The organism is Ensifer sp. Root558 (assembly GCF_001427045.1).
GTDB lineage: Bacteria > Pseudomonadota > Alphaproteobacteria > Rhizobiales > Rhizobiaceae > Ensifer > Ensifer adhaerens.
In genome coordinates this window covers 491,962-506,842 of sequence record NZ_LMGC01000023.1, presented here as the reverse complement: position 1 = coordinate 506,842, position 14,881 = coordinate 491,962, and the positions used below count along the sequence as shown (strand labels likewise).

The 14,881-nt window shown below is 63.6% G+C and carries 14 protein-coding genes; 8 read left to right on the top strand and 6 right to left on the bottom strand.

The features are described 5' to 3' along the window. Nucleotides 1-22: 22 nt before the first annotated feature. A complete protein-coding gene (locus ASD63_RS22310) occupies nt 23-718 on the bottom strand; it encodes an HAD family hydrolase (protein ID WP_034801280.1) in 696 nt (231 codons plus the stop codon). 180 nt (nt 719-898) lie between these two features. On the opposite strand from ASD63_RS22310, the gene ASD63_RS22305 reads away from it, so the two are divergent. Further along, nucleotides 899-1,567, top strand: a complete 669-nt coding sequence (locus tag ASD63_RS22305; RefSeq protein WP_034801282.1) for a GntR family transcriptional regulator — start codon at nt 899-901, stop codon at nt 1,565-1,567. Between the two features lie 20 nt (nt 1,568-1,587). Here the strand turns inward: ASD63_RS22305 and ASD63_RS22300 are convergent, their stop codons facing one another. After that, nucleotides 1,588-2,268, bottom strand: coding sequence for a winged helix-turn-helix domain-containing protein (locus tag ASD63_RS22300; RefSeq protein WP_034801284.1), 681 nt, complete (start codon nt 2,266-2,268; stop codon nt 1,588-1,590). A gap of 93 nt (nt 2,269-2,361) precedes the next feature. Between ASD63_RS22300 and ASD63_RS22295 the strand changes: the two genes are divergently transcribed. The 4 genes from ASD63_RS22295 (at nt 2,362) to ASD63_RS22280 (ending at nt 5,008) form a co-directional block, all read left to right on the top strand. Next, nucleotides 2,362-2,682 (top strand): NIPSNAP family protein, encoded by a 321-nt coding sequence (locus ASD63_RS22295; RefSeq protein ID WP_034801286.1) that lies wholly within the window; start codon nt 2,362-2,364, stop codon nt 2,680-2,682. Between the two features lie 3 nt (nt 2,683-2,685). Then, complete coding sequence (locus ASD63_RS22290; protein ID WP_034801289.1) at nt 2,686-3,036, top strand: antibiotic biosynthesis monooxygenase; 351 nt, start codon at nt 2,686-2,688, stop codon at nt 3,034-3,036. Between the two features lie 198 nt (nt 3,037-3,234). Continuing rightward, nucleotides 3,235-4,365 (top strand): site-specific DNA-methyltransferase, encoded by a 1,131-nt coding sequence (locus tag ASD63_RS22285; RefSeq protein ID WP_034801293.1) that lies wholly within the window; start codon nt 3,235-3,237, stop codon nt 4,363-4,365. 241 nt (nt 4,366-4,606) lie between these two features. Next, the gene (locus tag ASD63_RS22280; protein ID WP_034801295.1) at nt 4,607-5,008 is read left to right on the top strand and encodes a YkvA family protein; all 402 of its coding nucleotides are present in this window, start codon (nt 4,607-4,609) and stop codon (nt 5,006-5,008) included. Nucleotides 5,009-5,065: 57 nt separating this feature from the next. Here ASD63_RS22280 and ASD63_RS22275 read toward each other — a convergent pair whose 3' ends face one another. The 3 genes from ASD63_RS22275 to mutY form a co-directional block, all read right to left on the bottom strand. Then, nucleotides 5,066-5,998 carry a hypothetical protein gene (locus ASD63_RS22275; protein WP_034801297.1) on the bottom strand — a complete coding sequence of 311 codons (933 nt, stop codon included), beginning with the start codon at nt 5,996-5,998 and terminating at the stop codon, nt 5,066-5,068. A 98-nt stretch (nt 5,999-6,096) separates the two neighbouring features. Continuing rightward, the gene (locus ASD63_RS22270) at nt 6,097-6,714 is read right to left on the bottom strand and encodes an HAD family phosphatase (RefSeq protein WP_034801299.1); all 618 of its coding nucleotides are present in this window, start codon (nt 6,712-6,714) and stop codon (nt 6,097-6,099) included. A 59-nt stretch (nt 6,715-6,773) separates the two neighbouring features. Continuing rightward, entirely contained in the window at nt 6,774-7,865 is a 1,092-nt protein-coding gene (mutY, locus tag ASD63_RS22265) for an A/G-specific adenine glycosylase (RefSeq protein WP_090425594.1), read from the bottom strand. A gap of 89 nt (nt 7,866-7,954) precedes the next feature. Here mutY and ASD63_RS22260 point away from each other — a divergent pair, with 89 nt between their 5' ends. The 3 genes from ASD63_RS22260 to ASD63_RS22250 all read left to right on the top strand — a co-directional run bounded on the left by ASD63_RS22260 (nt 7,955) and on the right by ASD63_RS22250 (nt 13,086). After that, the gene (locus ASD63_RS22260; RefSeq protein WP_034801304.1) at nt 7,955-8,461 is read left to right on the top strand and encodes a DUF721 domain-containing protein; all 507 of its coding nucleotides are present in this window, start codon (nt 7,955-7,957) and stop codon (nt 8,459-8,461) included. Nucleotides 8,462-8,682: 221 nt separating this feature from the next. Beyond that, nucleotides 8,683-9,519 (top strand): DsbA family protein, encoded by an 837-nt coding sequence (locus tag ASD63_RS22255; protein ID WP_034801306.1) that lies wholly within the window; start codon nt 8,683-8,685, stop codon nt 9,517-9,519. A gap of 105 nt (nt 9,520-9,624) precedes the next feature. Further along, nucleotides 9,625-13,086 (top strand): chromosome segregation SMC family protein, encoded by a 3,462-nt coding sequence (locus ASD63_RS22250; RefSeq protein ID WP_034801308.1) that lies wholly within the window; start codon nt 9,625-9,627, stop codon nt 13,084-13,086. Nucleotide 13,087: 1 nt separating this feature from the next. Here the strand turns inward: ASD63_RS22250 and ASD63_RS22245 are convergent, their stop codons facing one another. Beyond that, nucleotides 13,088-14,857 (bottom strand): caspase family protein, encoded by a 1,770-nt coding sequence (locus ASD63_RS22245; protein WP_051659577.1) that lies wholly within the window; start codon nt 14,855-14,857, stop codon nt 13,088-13,090. Nucleotides 14,858-14,881 lie beyond the last annotated feature (24 nt).

The following is a 14,881-nucleotide window of genomic DNA, read 5'->3' as shown; positions in this document are numbered from 1 at the left end:
GTGTGCGACCGCCTGCGGCCAATCAGGCCGTCATCGACTCCGACCATGCGGAAAGGGCCGCGATCACGCCCGGCAACGCCGTCATGCGCGAAATCACCGTTTCCGCACCCGCTTCGGTCAGCTGGTCGGCATGCGAGGGATGGGTGTGCGAACCGCCGGTGAAGCCGACGACGCGCATGCCTGCGGCACGTGCACCGTGAATGCCGTGCACGGAGTCCTCGATCACCAGCACCCGCGACGGGTCGACGCCCATCTGCTTGGCGCCGTGCAGGAAGATATCCGGCTTCGGCTTGACGCGGTCGGCGCCGAGGTCGCGCGCGGAATAGATGTGTCGGCCGAAATGGTCCTTGATGCCGACCTTGCCGAGCATCATGGCAAGCCGCGCCGAGGTCGAGTTGGAGCAGATGCAGTGCGGCAGCGTCAGTTGCGCCAGCATCGGCTTGACGCCGTCGATGATGTTGAGGTCGCGGGCAAGGCGCTCGTCGAGGATGACGTCGACCTTGCTGATGAGCTGGGCCGAAAGCGGGATGCTTGCTTCCTTCTCGATTTGCAGCAGCGTGTTGTGCCAGGTCATGCCGGCAAAACGCTCCGCCATTTCCTCGACGCTGATCGGGTAACCCGCTTCTGTCAACAGTGCTGCTTCGACTTCCGACGCGATGATTTCGGAATCGACGAGAACGCCGTCGCAATCAAAAATGATGAGATCGATACCGGTCATATGGAACAGTTCCCTGGGAGGAGAGGCGCCGCAGGCGGGGGGAGGAATGTTCGCGCGGCGCGGGGCTTTCGTACGGCAGAGCTTTTATACGATGGTAGGCCAAAGCTCAACCATTGGAAATTATCGAAACCGCCCGTGCGCTTGCTCGACAGCATTGTTTCGCGGCTCTATCAGTAGGCGATGGAAAAGCAGCAGGACGACACGCTCGCAAGTCGCATCAGCAAGGCCCTGGCCGAGCGGATCATCTCCGGCATGCTCATGCCCGGGGAGCGCTTGCGGCAGGATCATATCGCCGAGGAGTTCGGTGCGAGCCACGTTCCCGTTCGCGAAGCCTTTCGACGGCTGGAGGCCCAGGGCCTTGCCGTCAGCGAACCGCGCCGCGGCGTTCGCGTTGCCTCCTTCGACCTGAAGGAGGTGAGGGAGGTCGCCGAAATGCGCGCTGTTCTTGAGGTTCTGGCGCTTCGCCATGCCATCCCGCATCTGACGCCGGCGATCCTCGATCGGGCCGAGATGGCCACGGCCGCCGCCGATACTTCGCGCGACGTGCGCTCCTGGGAGGCGGCAAACCGCGCCTTCCATCGGCTGATCCTCGAACCCTGCGGCATGCCGCGGCTGCTGGCGGCGATCGATGATCTGCATGCAGCGAGCGCCCGCTTCCTGTTTTCCGCCTGGCGCACGAGCTGGGAGGCGCGCACCGATCACGATCACCGCGCGATCCTCGCCGCCTTGCGCGAAGGCCGAGGCGACGAGGCGGCAAAGATCCTCGAACGCCATGTGGGCTGGATCGGCAAGACGCCGGTCAGGACCGCCGCGGGCGAAACCCGCGAGGCCTTTTCCATCGTCGGCTAGAGTGGTTTTGCTGGCAGCCGCTACTGCGGAAACAGCTCGGAGAAAGCCTTCTCGCCATTGGCGGTGAAGCGGATGGCGCGGCTGTTCGCCTCGCGCTTGGCCCAGCCCTTGTCGATGAATAGCGTCAGCAACGCTTCGCCAAGCGAACCGGCCAGATGCGAGCGGCGCTCGCTCCAGTCGAGGCAAGTGCGGCAGATCGGGCGGCGGGATTTCTTGAGTGCTGAATAGTCGATGCCGAGCGCCTCGATCCGGTTCTGCCCGTCGGGCGTCAGCGCCAGGTCGTCGCCGGTGACTTCGATCTGCTTTTCGGCAATCAGGCTGTCATACATGCGCACGCCATAGTCGCCGGCCAGATGATTGTAGCAGACGCGCGCTTTTCTCAGCGCCGGATCCTTCGGCCCGCGGCGGTGCCGGTTCATGCCGCGGCTGGCGGCAAAGCCCATCAGGTTCTCGAGCATCAGCCCGACTTCGTCTTCTGCCAGCTGAAAATAACGGTGACGGCCTTGCTTGCGCTGGCTGAGCAGACCGCCGGCCTCGAGCTTGGACAGGTGGGAACTGGCGGTCTGCAGCGTGATGCCGGCATGTGTCGCAAGTTCGGTTGCGGTCAGCGCACGTCCGCCCATCAGCGCCGTCAACATGTTGGCGCGGGCGGGATCGCCGATCAGCGATCCGATGAGAGCGATATCTGGACCTTCCTTCATACTTCGATCGTAGTCGAAGCATCCGCGTCGAACAAGGAGGCATAGTCACTCCATCGAAGGCTTGGCGCCTTGCCCGACCACAAGGAGACGACGATGATCACCTGCTTCATCCGCTATGAAATCGATCCCTTCAAAAAGGAGGAGTTCGCCACCTATTCGCGCAACTGGGGCGAGGCGATCCCGCGCTGCGGCGCCGATCTTATCGGCTACTTCGGCCCGCATGAGGGGTCGGCGACAACGGCTTACGGCGCCTACAACATCGAGAGCCTCGCGGCCTACGAGGCCTATCGCGCCCGGCTTGCCGCCGATCCGCTCGGCCGGGAAAATTATGCCTTCTCCCGCCGCGAGCGGTTTATCCTGAAGGAGGATCGTATTTTCCTGAAGAACGTCTCGACGCCCATCGGAGCAAAGTGAAACATGATTGCCGTCATCTTCGAAGTCCTGCCGGCCGAGGGCCGGCGTGACGCCTATCTCGGCATTGCCGCCGACCTGCGCCCGCTGCTCGACGACATCGATGGCTTCATCTCGATCGAGCGGTTCCAGAGTCTGGCCAATCCCGACAAGGTGTTGTCCCTGTCTTTCTGGCGCGACGAGGAGGCGGTGAAGGCCTGGCGGAACGGCGCCGAACATCGTGCCGCCCAGGATGCGGGGCGTCACGGCGTCTTTGCCGATTACCGCCTGCGCATCGCCTCCGTGATCCGCGACTACGGGCTGAACGAGCGCCATGAGGCCCCCTCAGACAGCCGCGCCTTTCACGATGCCCGGTGAAACGGCGTCCGCGACGCTTGAACGGGGCGGCGGGAGGCGGGTGAACGCCCGTTCCCGCCTTTCCTGTCCACTCCAGAAGACCTCTCTAACATAGCGCGACTACGCACTTTTTCGAAACGGCCTTCAGGCTTTGGTAACCATCTTCGGTAACCATACGCTCCATGATCCGTTCCGAGTAAGCGTATTTGCGAGTTGTCCATGTCTTCAGTTGTTTCGCTTGCCGAAGTCTCCCGTTCCACCCGTCCGTTGGGCTGGCTCGACAGCATCATCAAGGGTGACTGCGTTGCCGCGCTCAATGCGCTTCCCGACAATTCGGTCGACGTCGTTTTCGCCGACCCGCCCTACAACCTTCAGCTCGGCGGCATGCTGACCCGTCCCGATCAGTCGGTGGTCGACGCCGTCGACGACGAATGGGACCAGTTCGCATCGTTCGAAGCTTACGACGCCTTCACCCGCGCCTGGTTGCTCGCCTGCCGCCGCGTGCTGAAGCCGACCGGCACCCTTTGGGTGATCGGCTCGTACCACAACATCTTCCGCGTCGGCGCCATCCTGCAGGATCTGCACTTCTGGATCCTCAACGACATCATCTGGCGCAAGACCAACCCGATGCCGAATTTCAAGGGCCGCCGGTTCCAGAACGCTCATGAGACGCTGATCTGGGCGACGCCGAACGCCAATGCCAAGGGCTACACCTTCAACTACGATGCGATGAAGGCGGCCAATGACGACGTGCAGATGCGCTCCGATTGGCTGTTCCCGATCTGCTCCGGTCACGAGCGCCTGAAAGGTGACGACGGCAAGAAGGTGCATCCGACCCAGAAGCCGGAAGCGCTGCTCGCCCGTATCATGATGGCTTCGACCAAGCCGGGCGACGTCATTCTCGATCCCTTCTTCGGTTCCGGCACGACCGGTGCCGTCGCCAAACGCCTCGGCCGCCACTTCGTCGGCATCGAGCGCGAGCAGGATTACATCGACGCGGCATCGGCACGCATCGACGCGGTCGAACCGCTCGGCAAGGCGATGCTCTCTGTCATGACCGGCAAGAAGGCTGAGCCGCGCGTCGCCTTCAACACGCTGATCGAAAGCGGGCTGATCAAGCCCGGCACGGTTCTGACGGACGCCAAGCGCCGCTACAGCGCGATCGTTCGTGCAGACGGCACGGTCGCCTCCGGCGGCGAGGCCGGTTCAATTCATCGCCTGGGCGCCAAGGTCCAGGGGCTTGATGCCTGCAACGGATGGACATTCTGGCACTTCGAAGAGGGGAACACCCTGAAGCCCATCGACGAACTCAGAAGCGTCATTCGAAATGATCTGGCAAAACTGAACTGATCAACCAGTTCCGCCGGATCCTTCGAAAAGCGCTCTAACCGGTTTTTGTACCTTCAGTCCCGGAAAGAGAGCTTTAAATGCCCGGAATCCTCAATGTGAGGATTCCGGGCATTTGTATGTTTGGGCCATCCGATGGAGCGTTTGAAGCGAGCTCTAGGGCCCTGAGGTCGATTGCCAATCTTCGCATCCGCTCATAGGGTTCGGACAGAGCAACCTTCATCCGAACAAGAGTGTTATCCGCATGGCCGTGCCCGATCGTCTCCAGCGCGCGAAGCAATGGGCGCGGCAAATCAAACGCGACGTCGTTGCGCTCTGGTTCGCCGCGCGAGATCGTCGAACGCCGTTTTCGGCGAAATTCGTTGCCGGCACTGTGGCGGCCTACGCACTTTCGCCGGTCGACCTGATCCCCGATTTCATTCCGATACTCGGCTACCTCGATGATCTTATTCTCGTTCCGCTCGGCATCCTCTTGGCCGTACGTCTGGTGCCGCCAGCGCTGATGGAAGAATTCCGAGAGCGGGCGGCGGCATTGGAAGGACGCCCGTCCAGCCGCAGCGGCCTCCTCGCGATCCTGAGTGTCTGGTTCGTGGCCGCAGTCATTGCGGCCTGGCTGGCATGGGGCTTCACCGCGGCCAGGCCCTGACAATGGGCGGCGGCGACCCGTGCCGCCGCCGCGCGTTGAATGGAGGATACGCCGCCTTTAGAGAGCCGGCGTTCCCTGTGGGCGCAAGTGGTAGAGGGTTCGGGCGCCCTTATCCTCGAAGCCGCAACTGGCGAGCACAGGCTCGAAGCGTGCTCTTTCGTCTTCCTGTAACTCGACGGTGGCGACCCTGATATCGGGATAGGCCGCGGGTATGCGCTGAAGCAGGGCGGCAACCAGGGCAATCAGCCCGCAAGACGGGGCATGGTGTTCGGTGATGTGGATCATCATTTCATCGCTCCAGACAAAGGCGTAGGCCTCGGCGACCACGAGGTCGTGATGTTCCAGCCACTGCATCAGCAGCCCGCCCTCATCCCAGTCAGCGATACGTTGGGCGACGGAGTCCGCGTCCCAGGTCGTGGAGCAGGTTTCTCCACTGCAGTCCGATATCCCCGCGCGTGTGAGGAAGTCCACGAACTTTGCGAGGAGATTTTCTGGGAGAGTCGCCTGGACGGCGTAAACGACGGCACCGTCCTTGGGTTTTGCGATTGCGGCCGGCCAGCGCTTGGGTGACGCCTGCCAGGTCCTGAACAGATCCCGAAGCGCGGTCGCGCCGGTCATTTCGACGACCTGCTGGTTGAGGGCGGTTTTTCGGGAGTGCCAGATGATGCCTTCTGAACCGGCCTCTACGGCTGCAAGCCGAAAGAGCCGCGCGAGAATTTCGGCGTCGTGCAGGTCGTGCGACGGCATGGCGTGCCAGCCTCGATCGGCCGCTCTCTTGTTGTCGCCTTCAGTCGGCGGCCGAAGGCTGAGCCAGCCCGCCAGTTTGGCATCGCGTCTGGCGACGACGAAACGGGTATCTGAAAACCGTTCTCCAAACTCTTCCGGAGGCACCTCGTCGCGAAAGCTGGCCTCGGTCGTCGCGTAGAGCTCGTCGATGAAGGCGTCCTTGGCGGCGCCGTCTCGAATTACTGAAAATTCTAAACTATTCATATATTGCCTCTGCGATTACGCAATCGCAGGTAGTAAATATGATTCGTGGCGGAATCGTGCCGCCACGAGCAGGAGCCATCGTCGATCGGCAGTTCAGCCTACGGATGAATGCCGTAGCCGGCGAGATCGGCCTTCAGCTTTTCCGGATCGACGAAATGCACCGCATGCCAGCCGGCAAGCCGCGCAGCTTCGACGTTGGGAATGCTGTCGTCGATGAAGAGGGTGGCCGATGGGTCGAGATCGAAGGTCCGCGTGTGCGTCTCATAGATGGCGATATCGGGCTTGATCAGCTTGACGTCGCCCGAAACGGTGACGCCGCGTGGCAGCGTCAGGAAGGGATAAAGGACCTGCGCCTCGCGGAACGTGTCGGAGGCGAAGTTGGTCAGCATCGTCACGTCGCGCCCTTCGGCGATCAGTCGCTCCAGGAGCGACACCGTCTCCACATAGGCGTGCGGCACCATCTCCTGCCAATATTTGCGGAAGGCGCGGATCTGTTCTTCACGCTCGGGAAAGTCCTTGATCAGCAGCGCTTCCGCCTCTTCCCAGGAACGGCCGCGGTCCTGCTCGATATTCCAGTCGTGGGTGCAGACATTGGCAAAGAACCACTCGCGCTCGGCCTCGTCGGGGATGATGCGGCTGTAGGGCAGGTTGGGGTCGTAGTGGATAAGCACCTTGCCGATGTCGAAGACGATGTGGCGGATATCGATGCTGCTCATGAACGTATTCCCTGCTTGAACTTTCGGAGTTGGAGCGGGACGGGTGGCCCCGTACCGTGCTAGCGTTCCGCCTTGAAGGCATGCGGGATCGCCTGGGCGATCGCCTTCTTCATCACCGTCGGCAGCGCCTGGGCACTCAGCGAGTGAACCGGCTCCCACCAGCCGTTGCCCTGCGTCCCGGCGCGCGCGACATTGGCGCGGTAGACCGAGAGACGCAACTCGAAATGCGTGAACACGTGGCTGATGGTGCCGCAATCTTCCCAGGCCGCTGCAAAGGGTTGGGAGGCAAGCGAGGTGTCGCCGTCCTGCCGCGATGTCCAGTCAGTGCCGGGCACTTCGGTCATGCCGCCAAGCAGGCCTGTCTCGGCCCGCTTGCGCAGATAGACCGCGTTGTCGGCGTCGATCGCGACGAAGGCGGCGCCGCGCCGAAGCGGTTTGTCCTTCTTCTGCGCCTTGCGCGGAAAGGTTTCCGGGTCTGCGACGGCAAGCGCGCGACAGTGGGCGCGGAAGGGACAGAGCGAGCAGGCGGGCCGTTTCGGCGTGCAGATCGTCGCGCCGAGATCCATCATCGCCTGGGCGAAATCACCCGGCCTGCTCTCAGGGGTGAGCGCGGCGACGCGGGCCCGCATCTCGGGCTTTGCCGCCGGCAGCGGCGTTTCGATTGCATAGAGGCGGGAAATCACCCGCTCGACATTGCCGTCGAGCACGGCGCTTCTGCGATTGAAGGCGATCGCCGCGATCGCGGCGGCGGTATAGTCGCCGATGCCGGGAAGGGACTTCAGCCCATCCTCCGTGTCGGGAAAGCGGCCGCCATGATCGTTCGCGACGGCCTCGGCGCATTTCTTCAGGTTGCGGGCGCGCGCATAATAGCCGAGCCCGGCCCATGCCTTCATCACGTCCTCATTCTCGGCGCGCGCAAGGTCCTCGACGGTCGGCCACAGTGACAGGAACTTTTCGAAATAGGCTTTTACCGCCTGCACCGTCGTCTGCTGCAGCATCACTTCGGAAAGCCAGACATGGTAGGGATCGGCGACGATGCCTCGGCGCGCCATCGGCGGCGAAACCCGCCAGGGCAGGTCGCGATGGTGCCTGTCGTACCATTCCAAAAGCAGGGGTGCGGCGTCCGCCGCCGGTATCGTATCGTGCATGATTTGCCGGGAGTTCCGTTTCCGGCCTATACTTGGCGAAGCGGAGCCGCGGCATCAAGGCTCAATCGACATTGCCTACAGAAAGTCCATACGTGAGCGAGCAGAAGACCCGGAAGGGCGTCGTCCAGATCAGCGAAGTCGCGAACGGCCTGATCGACCCGGTGCTCGCCAAGCGGGCAGGCATCAACACCATGCTGCTCGGCTCCTGGGACGAAATCGCCGGCGAGGACTTTGCCGATTGCACGCGGCCCGAAAAGATCGCCTGGCCGCGCCGGGCCTCCGAGATCATGGGCGAGGGCGGCCATCAGCCGGGCGTCCTGACGGTTGCCTGCGAGGGCGCGCGCGCCCTGTTTTTGACCCACGCTCAGGGCGAATTGATCCAGCGCATCAACGGCTTCTTCGGCTTCTATGCGATCGGGCAGCTGCGCATCGTTCAAAAGCCCGTCTCCCAGCAGCCGAAACACCGTGGCAAGCCCAAGCCGCTTTCGGGCGAACCCGCCCGGCGGCTCGAGGCCATGGTCGAAGGCATCGAAAGCGAGGAGCTGAAGGCCGCCTTGCGTCGGCTGGGGACCGCCGTGCTCAATCCCCGGCGCCGCTAAGGCACGGCGCGCAAAACTATGCAGCGGTTTTCGCGACTACGAGACGCGAAAACCAGAGGCTTAAAGCGCAAGCAGCGAATCGGAAAGATCGCGACGCGCTTTTGGGCGGCCATCGCTCGGTCACAATTCTTTGAATTCTGTTGACGCCGCGCCACTTGCCGCCCTGCGCGGGGCAAGATATCGAATCCGCACTGCAATTCCCTCCGAACACGGGTCAAATCATGTCCGCTTCCGCAATGAACCTTACCAAGCGCCTGCTCAGCGGTGCCGCCATCGCAACTGTCGCCCTGGTGCTTGCTGCCTGCAGCGACGAAAAGAAGGAAACGGCCTCCACCACACCGGCCGCGACCACCGAAGCCGCCAAGGCTGAAACCAAGCCGGCAACGGACGCGACCACGACTGCATCGACGACCGCGACCCCGGCCACCACCGAAGCCAAGCCCTCTGCCGGCACCGAAGTCGCCCAGACGACGGCTGCTCCCGTCAAGGTCGAGCTCCCCTCGTCGGAAGGGTCCGTCGACGTCGCCAAGCTGATGGAACCGGGCGCCCTGCCGGAAATGGCGATCGGCGACGCCAACGCGCCGGTGACGATCGTCGAATACATGTCGATGACCTGCCCGCACTGCGCCGCCTTCCACAACAACACCTTCGAGGCGATCAAGACCAAGTATGTCGACAGCGGCAAGGTCCGCTTCGTGCTGCGCGAATTCCCGTTCGATCCGCGCGCGGCGGCTGCCTTCATGCTGGCGCGCTGCGCTCCGGAAGGCCAGTACTTCCCGATGATCTCGATGCTGTTCAAGCAGCAGCAGCAGTGGGCCGCAGCCCAGAATGGTCGCGACGCTCTGCTGCAGATGTCCAAACTCGCTGGTTTTACACAGGAGAGCTTCGAGGCCTGCTTGACGAACCAAAAACTTCTGGATGATGTGAACACTGTTATGCAACGGGGCGCCAAGGAATTCGGGGTTCAGTCGACGCCGACCTTCTTTGTCAATGGCGAGCACTATTCGGGGGACATGTCGGTTGACGTTATGTCGGCCCTCATCGACAGCAAGCTCTGATCCTTCGCTTTTCCTGAAAACGGGCGACGGCAGCAGCTGTGCGCCCGTTTTTCTTGTCTGGGCTGATGGTAGAGGGGGGGACCTCGTAGCCCCAGCGTCCGCTCCATGAAGTTCAACAAGCTTCGCCTGCTCGGTTTCAAGTCCTTCGTCGAACCGACCGAATTCATCATCGAGCGCGGATTGACCGGTGTCGTCGGACCGAACGGTTGCGGCAAGTCGAACCTCGTCGAAGCCTTGCGCTGGGTGATGGGGGAGAACTCCTACAAGAACATGCGCGCTTCCGGCATGGACGACGTGATCTTTTCCGGATCCGGCAATCGTCCCGCGCGTAACACGGCCGAGGTCGGCCTCTATCTCGATAACAGCGACCGCACGGCACCCGCTGCCTTCAACGACAGCGACGAGATCCAGGTCAGCCGCCGCATCGAGCGCGAGCAGGGCTCGGTCTACCGCATCAACGGCAAGGAAGCGCGCGCCAAGGATGTACAGCTTCTCTTCGCCGACGCGTCGACTGGTGCACGCTCGCCGTCGATGGTCGGGCAGGGGCGCATCGGCGAACTGATCGCCGCCAAGCCGCAGGCCCGTCGCCAGCTCCTGGAAGAGGCGGCCGGCATCTCCGGCCTGCACTCTCGCCGCCACGAAGCGGAGCTGCGTCTGCGTGCCGCCGAGACCAATCTCGAGCGTCTCGACGACGTCACCTCGCAGCTCGAAAGCCAGATCGAGAGCCTCAAGCGCCAAGCGCGCCAGGCCAACCGCTTCAAAATGCTCTCGGCCGATATCCGCAAGCACGAGGCGATCCTGTTCCATATTCGCTGGGTACAGGCCAAGGAGGCGGAGGGCGAGGCGACGAGCCAGCTCAACCAGGTGACTGCGCTGGTCGCGGAAAAGGCGCAGCAGCAGATGCAGGCGGCCAAGGACCAGGCGATCGCCAGCCTGAAGCTGCCGGAGCTGCGCGAAAACGAAGCGAAGTTCGCCGCCGCCCTCCAGCGTCTGCAGATTGCCCGCTCACAGCTCGAAGAGGATGCCGGCCGCATCCTCAGGCGCCGCGACGAGTTGCAGCGCCGGCTGGCGCAGCTTGCCGAGGATATCGCCCGCGAGGAGCGCCTTGTCGCCGACAATGCCGGCATTCTTTCGCGTCTCGACGAAGAGGAAGCCGAACTCAGCGACATGCTCGCCGAGGCCGACGACCGTGCGACGGAAGCGCGTGAGCGCCTCGAAGACGCAAACGAAAAGCTCGCCGGCAGCGAGGCGCTATTGGCGCGTCTAACGGCGGAACGCGCCGAGGCACAGGCCGGCCGCAACCAGCTGGAGCGCACGCTGCGCGACCTGTCGGAGCGCCAGGCACGTCTTGCCCGCCAACTTGGCGACCAGTCGCGCGATCTCGACGAACTCGACCGCCAGATGGCGGCCCTTCCCGATCCGCACGAAAAGCAGGGTCAGGTCGAGGTCGCAGAAGCTGCGCTGGAAGAAGCCGAAAGCAATGTGCTCGCGATCGAGGAAAGCCTCGCTGACGCGCGGCGCATGGAGGTCGAGGCGCGTCAGCCCGTCGATCGGACGCGCGCGACGCTGAACGGCATCGAGACCGAGGCACGCACCATCCGGCGCATGCTGGAGGCGGTGGCCGGTGGCGCCTATCCCGCCGTCGTCGAGGAGATGAAGGTCGACCGGGGCTTCGAGACCGCATTGGGCGCGGCCCTTGGCGACGATCTCGACTCGCCGCTCGAAACCGACGCGCCGGCCCATTGGCGCGCGCCGGGGGATCATGTCGGGGACGACGGATTGCCGGAAGGCGTGAGCCCGCTGATTGCCCATGTGAAGGCGCCCGACGCGCTGACCCGCGCCCTGAAGCAGATCGGCATCGTCGCAAGCGAGGCGGAAGCCGAGCGGCTGCTGCCCCTGTTGAAACCCGGCCAGAGCCTTGTCACCAAGCAGGGCTCCGTCTGGCGCTGGGACGGCCACGTGACCGGCTCCGAGGCGCCAAGTGCTGCCGCATTGCGGCTGGCGCAGAAGAACCGGTTGGCCGAACTCGATACCGAGGCCGACGGCGCCGCTGAGGCGCTGCGCCTCGCGGAGGCCGAACTTGCCTCTGCGGGCAGTCGCATCCGCGCCGAGGACGAGCGGCTGCGGCTTGCCCGCGACGCGCAGCGCATGATCACCCGACAGCTCGGCGAAGCCCGCGACGCGCTCGCCGCAGCTGAACGCGCCTCGGGCGACCTTGCCCGCCGCCGCGCGGTGCTTGCCGAATCGCGCAGCCAGATCGAGGCGCAGGTCGAAGAGGTGGCCGAGCAGATCGAGACGGCCAACGACGCGCTCGCCGATGCGCCCGATCTCTCCGAACTGGAACTGACGCTGCGCACCCAGGCGGCCGATGTCGCAGCCGATCGTGCCGCCGTCGCCGAGGCCCGTGCTGCGCATGATGGCCTGGCGCGCGAGAACGAGGCGCGTCAGCGGCGCATCGCGGCGATTGCCAATGAACGACAGACCTGGAAGGCGCGCGCGGCGAGCGCCGATGAGCACATCGCGACCCTGCGCGACCGCGAGGCAGAAGCCCGCGACGAGGTCGAAGAGCTGATCGATGCGCCCGACGAGTTCGAGGACAAGCGCCGGGCGCTGATGAACGAGTTGCAGAAGGCGGAAGCGGCCCGACGCGAAGCGGCCGATCTGCTTGCCGAGGCTGAAAACCGTCAGCGCGAGGCGGACCGGTTGGCGGCAACCGCGCTCTCCGAACTGGCGGAATCGCGCGAAAAGCGCGGCCGCGCCGAAGAGCGGCTGGTCTCCGCCCGCGAACGCCGCGTCGAGATCGAGGCCCGCATTCAGGAAGCGCTCTCCTGCGCGCCGCACGAGGTCATGCGATTGACGGGGCTTGCCGTCGACGAGGCACTGCCGGACATGCGCAACATCGAGCGCGAACTCGAACGGCTGAAGATCGAGCGCGAGCGGCTTGGCGCCGTCAACCTGCGTGCCGAAGAAGAACAGAAGGAGCTTTCGGAAAAGCTCGCCCTGCTGCTCAGAGAGCGCGACGACGTCATCGAGGCGATCCGCAAGCTCAGGAGCGCCATCCAGAACCTGAACCGCGAGGGCCGCGAGCGCCTGATCGCCGCATTCGACGTCGTCAACGTACAGTTCCAACGGCTGTTCACCCACCTCTTCGGGGGTGGCACGGCCGAGCTGCAACTGATCGAGAGCGACGATCCACTGGAGGCCGGCCTTGAAATTCTCGCCCGCCCGCCGGGCAAGAAGCCACAGACCATGACGTTGCTTTCCGGCGGCGAGCAGGCGCTGACGGCGATGGCATTGATCTTCGCCGTGTTCCTGACCAATCCCGCGCCAATCTGCGTGCTGGACGAAGTGGATGCACCGCTCGACGACCACAATGTCGAGCGCTACTGCAACCTGATGGACGAAATGGCGGCGTCGACCGAGACACGCTTCATCATCATCACCCACAACCCGATCACCATGGCCCGCATGAACCGCCTGTTCGGCGTGACCATGGCCGAGCAGGGCGTATCCCAGCTCGTCTCCGTTGACCTGCAGACGGCGGAACGCCTGCGCGAAGTCGTCTGATTCACTCAAATTCGGCGATGAAACCGGATACCGGCCGCGATGGGTCGCGCGCTTCCCAGGTGTCGACGTAGGCGGCGAGGGGGACCTTGTTTGCTCGATAGGCTGCGTAAAGCGTTGCCGCCCCAGCCTTTTCCGGCGGCCGCCTGAACCACCTGCCGAAGGTGACGGCAGCGCCCGTCGTCCATCTCCACCCTTCGGCACTGCCGTTCTCGTTGGAGAGCCCGAGCCATGGCCCGACCCGCCGGTGCTCGCCGCCTTCGAACGAACTGCTGAAGAACCGGTCATCCGTATTCACGAGTGAGGCGACGAACGTATTTTCATCGCTGGAATCGATCGTGGCAAGGTGACCGCCGCAGCGCTCGACGATCGCCTTCGCTTCCTGCCAGCCGACTTGCTGCCCGTCATAGACCGCTGCATAGAGGTGTCTGGCAAAGGTGCCATAGGTCAGTGGTAGAGGCGAAAGACACCGCACCATGGCGATCACCGGTTCGTCCTCCAGTCCCTCGAGATCGGTGGCGTCATAGCGACGTGCGCTGGTAGCCGAGAGAATGTCCTGATCGATGCGGGCAAAGGTGAGACCCAGGCTCGCTCCGGTCTCCTGATCGAGAAATCCGGATTGCTTTAGCCCGCGGGCCGCCTGAAATGCCGTGACCGCCCTGCGTGTCTGGCCACCGAAGGCGCCGTCCGTCGCGCCCGTGTCAAAACCCTTACTCTGCAGGGCCTGTTGCGCGGCTGCGCGCTTGTCCTTGCTATCGAGCATCTTCTGTTCCTGTGCCATCGCAGCCAGGGATGATCTGAAGTCGTCGCTTTTGCCGAGCCGCTGAATGGATTGACGCGCCGCGTCGGCGTAGCTGCTCTCGCCATGTTTGGCGATGAAGCGCTTCCAGGTCCTGGCCGTGTCCACGCGCATCGCCTTGTTGAAGTCGAGCGCGGCGATATCGACGTTGTCAACTTTCAAGGGTCGAGGCGCTTCAAGCGTGGCGCTGCCGTCGAGGTAGAATTCCAGATCGAGAGAGGAGAGGATCTGCGGCGACTGTTTGCCGCCCGTTGCCGAGCGCACCTCACGGATCACGCGCTTGAAGGCGGTGCCGATTTCGATCCCTGGGCCGGAGAGGTTGGCTATCAGCGCCCGGGTGAAGGGCGAATGCCCGTCGGTTCCGTCAGCCGCCACCTGTCCGGGCGCCGCAGCAAAGGCAACGAGCGTGCCGGCGCCCTGTGTCTCGATCGGTGCCAGACCTCTGGTGGCGCCGCCGCGGCTTGTGCCCGCCACGTCACGATTGAGTCTGTCTGCGAGCGGATTGTTGCGGCAGGCGTCGAGGAAGATCAGGGAGATTTTCGCGCGTTGTTCCAGCGCGTTCATGATCTCCGACAGCGGCATGGTTTCTGCCGGAACGTCAAACTCGCTTTCGAGCCGTGCGTCGGTGCCGACGAGGAAGTTCTCGCCGCGCAACTGCATGCCGTGACCGGCGTAGTAGAACAAGGCGGTATCGTCAGGCCCGATCTTGCGCGAGAAGTTTGAAAGTGCGCCGGCAAGACCACGGCGATCGGCGTTGAGCACGAGGTTCGTTTCGAAGCCCTGGTCCTTGAGAAAGGTGTTGAAGGCTTCTGCATCGCGTGAAGCATTGGGCAGCGTTCCAGCAAGCACATAGTTGCTCATGCCGATGACAAGCGCCAGTCGTTTGCCATTGCCTTCGGCGGGGGCATTCCCTGTGGTGAAGGGCACGATCAGAGCGCAAAGAACCAGCCATAGCAGCTTCACACGCCAGTTCATGACCTTGCCTCCTGCTTATGATTG

Coding starts and splice junctions, on each gene's coding strand:
- ASD63_RS22310 (WP_034801280.1), bottom strand. CDS start 718: ATGACCGGTATCGATCTCATCATTTTTGATTGCGACGGCGTTCTCGTC.
- ASD63_RS22305 (WP_034801282.1), top strand. CDS start 899: ATGGAAAAGCAGCAGGACGACACGCTCGCAAGTCGCATCAGCAAGGCC.
- ASD63_RS22300 (WP_034801284.1), bottom strand. CDS start 2,268: ATGAAGGAAGGTCCAGATATCGCTCTCATCGGATCGCTGATCGGCGAT.
- ASD63_RS22295 (WP_034801286.1), top strand. CDS start 2,362: ATGATCACCTGCTTCATCCGCTATGAAATCGATCCCTTCAAAAAGGAG.
- ASD63_RS22290 (WP_034801289.1), top strand. CDS start 2,686: ATGATTGCCGTCATCTTCGAAGTCCTGCCGGCCGAGGGCCGGCGTGAC.
- ASD63_RS22285 (WP_034801293.1), top strand. CDS start 3,235: ATGTCTTCAGTTGTTTCGCTTGCCGAAGTCTCCCGTTCCACCCGTCCG.
- ASD63_RS22280 (WP_034801295.1), top strand. CDS start 4,607: ATGGCCGTGCCCGATCGTCTCCAGCGCGCGAAGCAATGGGCGCGGCAA.
- ASD63_RS22275 (WP_034801297.1), bottom strand. CDS start 5,998: ATGAATAGTTTAGAATTTTCAGTAATTCGAGACGGCGCCGCCAAGGAC.
- ASD63_RS22270 (WP_034801299.1), bottom strand. CDS start 6,714: ATGAGCAGCATCGATATCCGCCACATCGTCTTCGACATCGGCAAGGTG.
- ASD63_RS22255 (WP_034801306.1), top strand. CDS start 8,683: ATGTCCGCTTCCGCAATGAACCTTACCAAGCGCCTGCTCAGCGGTGCC.
- ASD63_RS22250 (WP_034801308.1), top strand. CDS start 9,625: ATGAAGTTCAACAAGCTTCGCCTGCTCGGTTTCAAGTCCTTCGTCGAA.
- ASD63_RS22245 (WP_051659577.1), bottom strand. CDS start 14,857: ATGAACTGGCGTGTGAAGCTGCTATGGCTGGTTCTTTGCGCTCTGATC.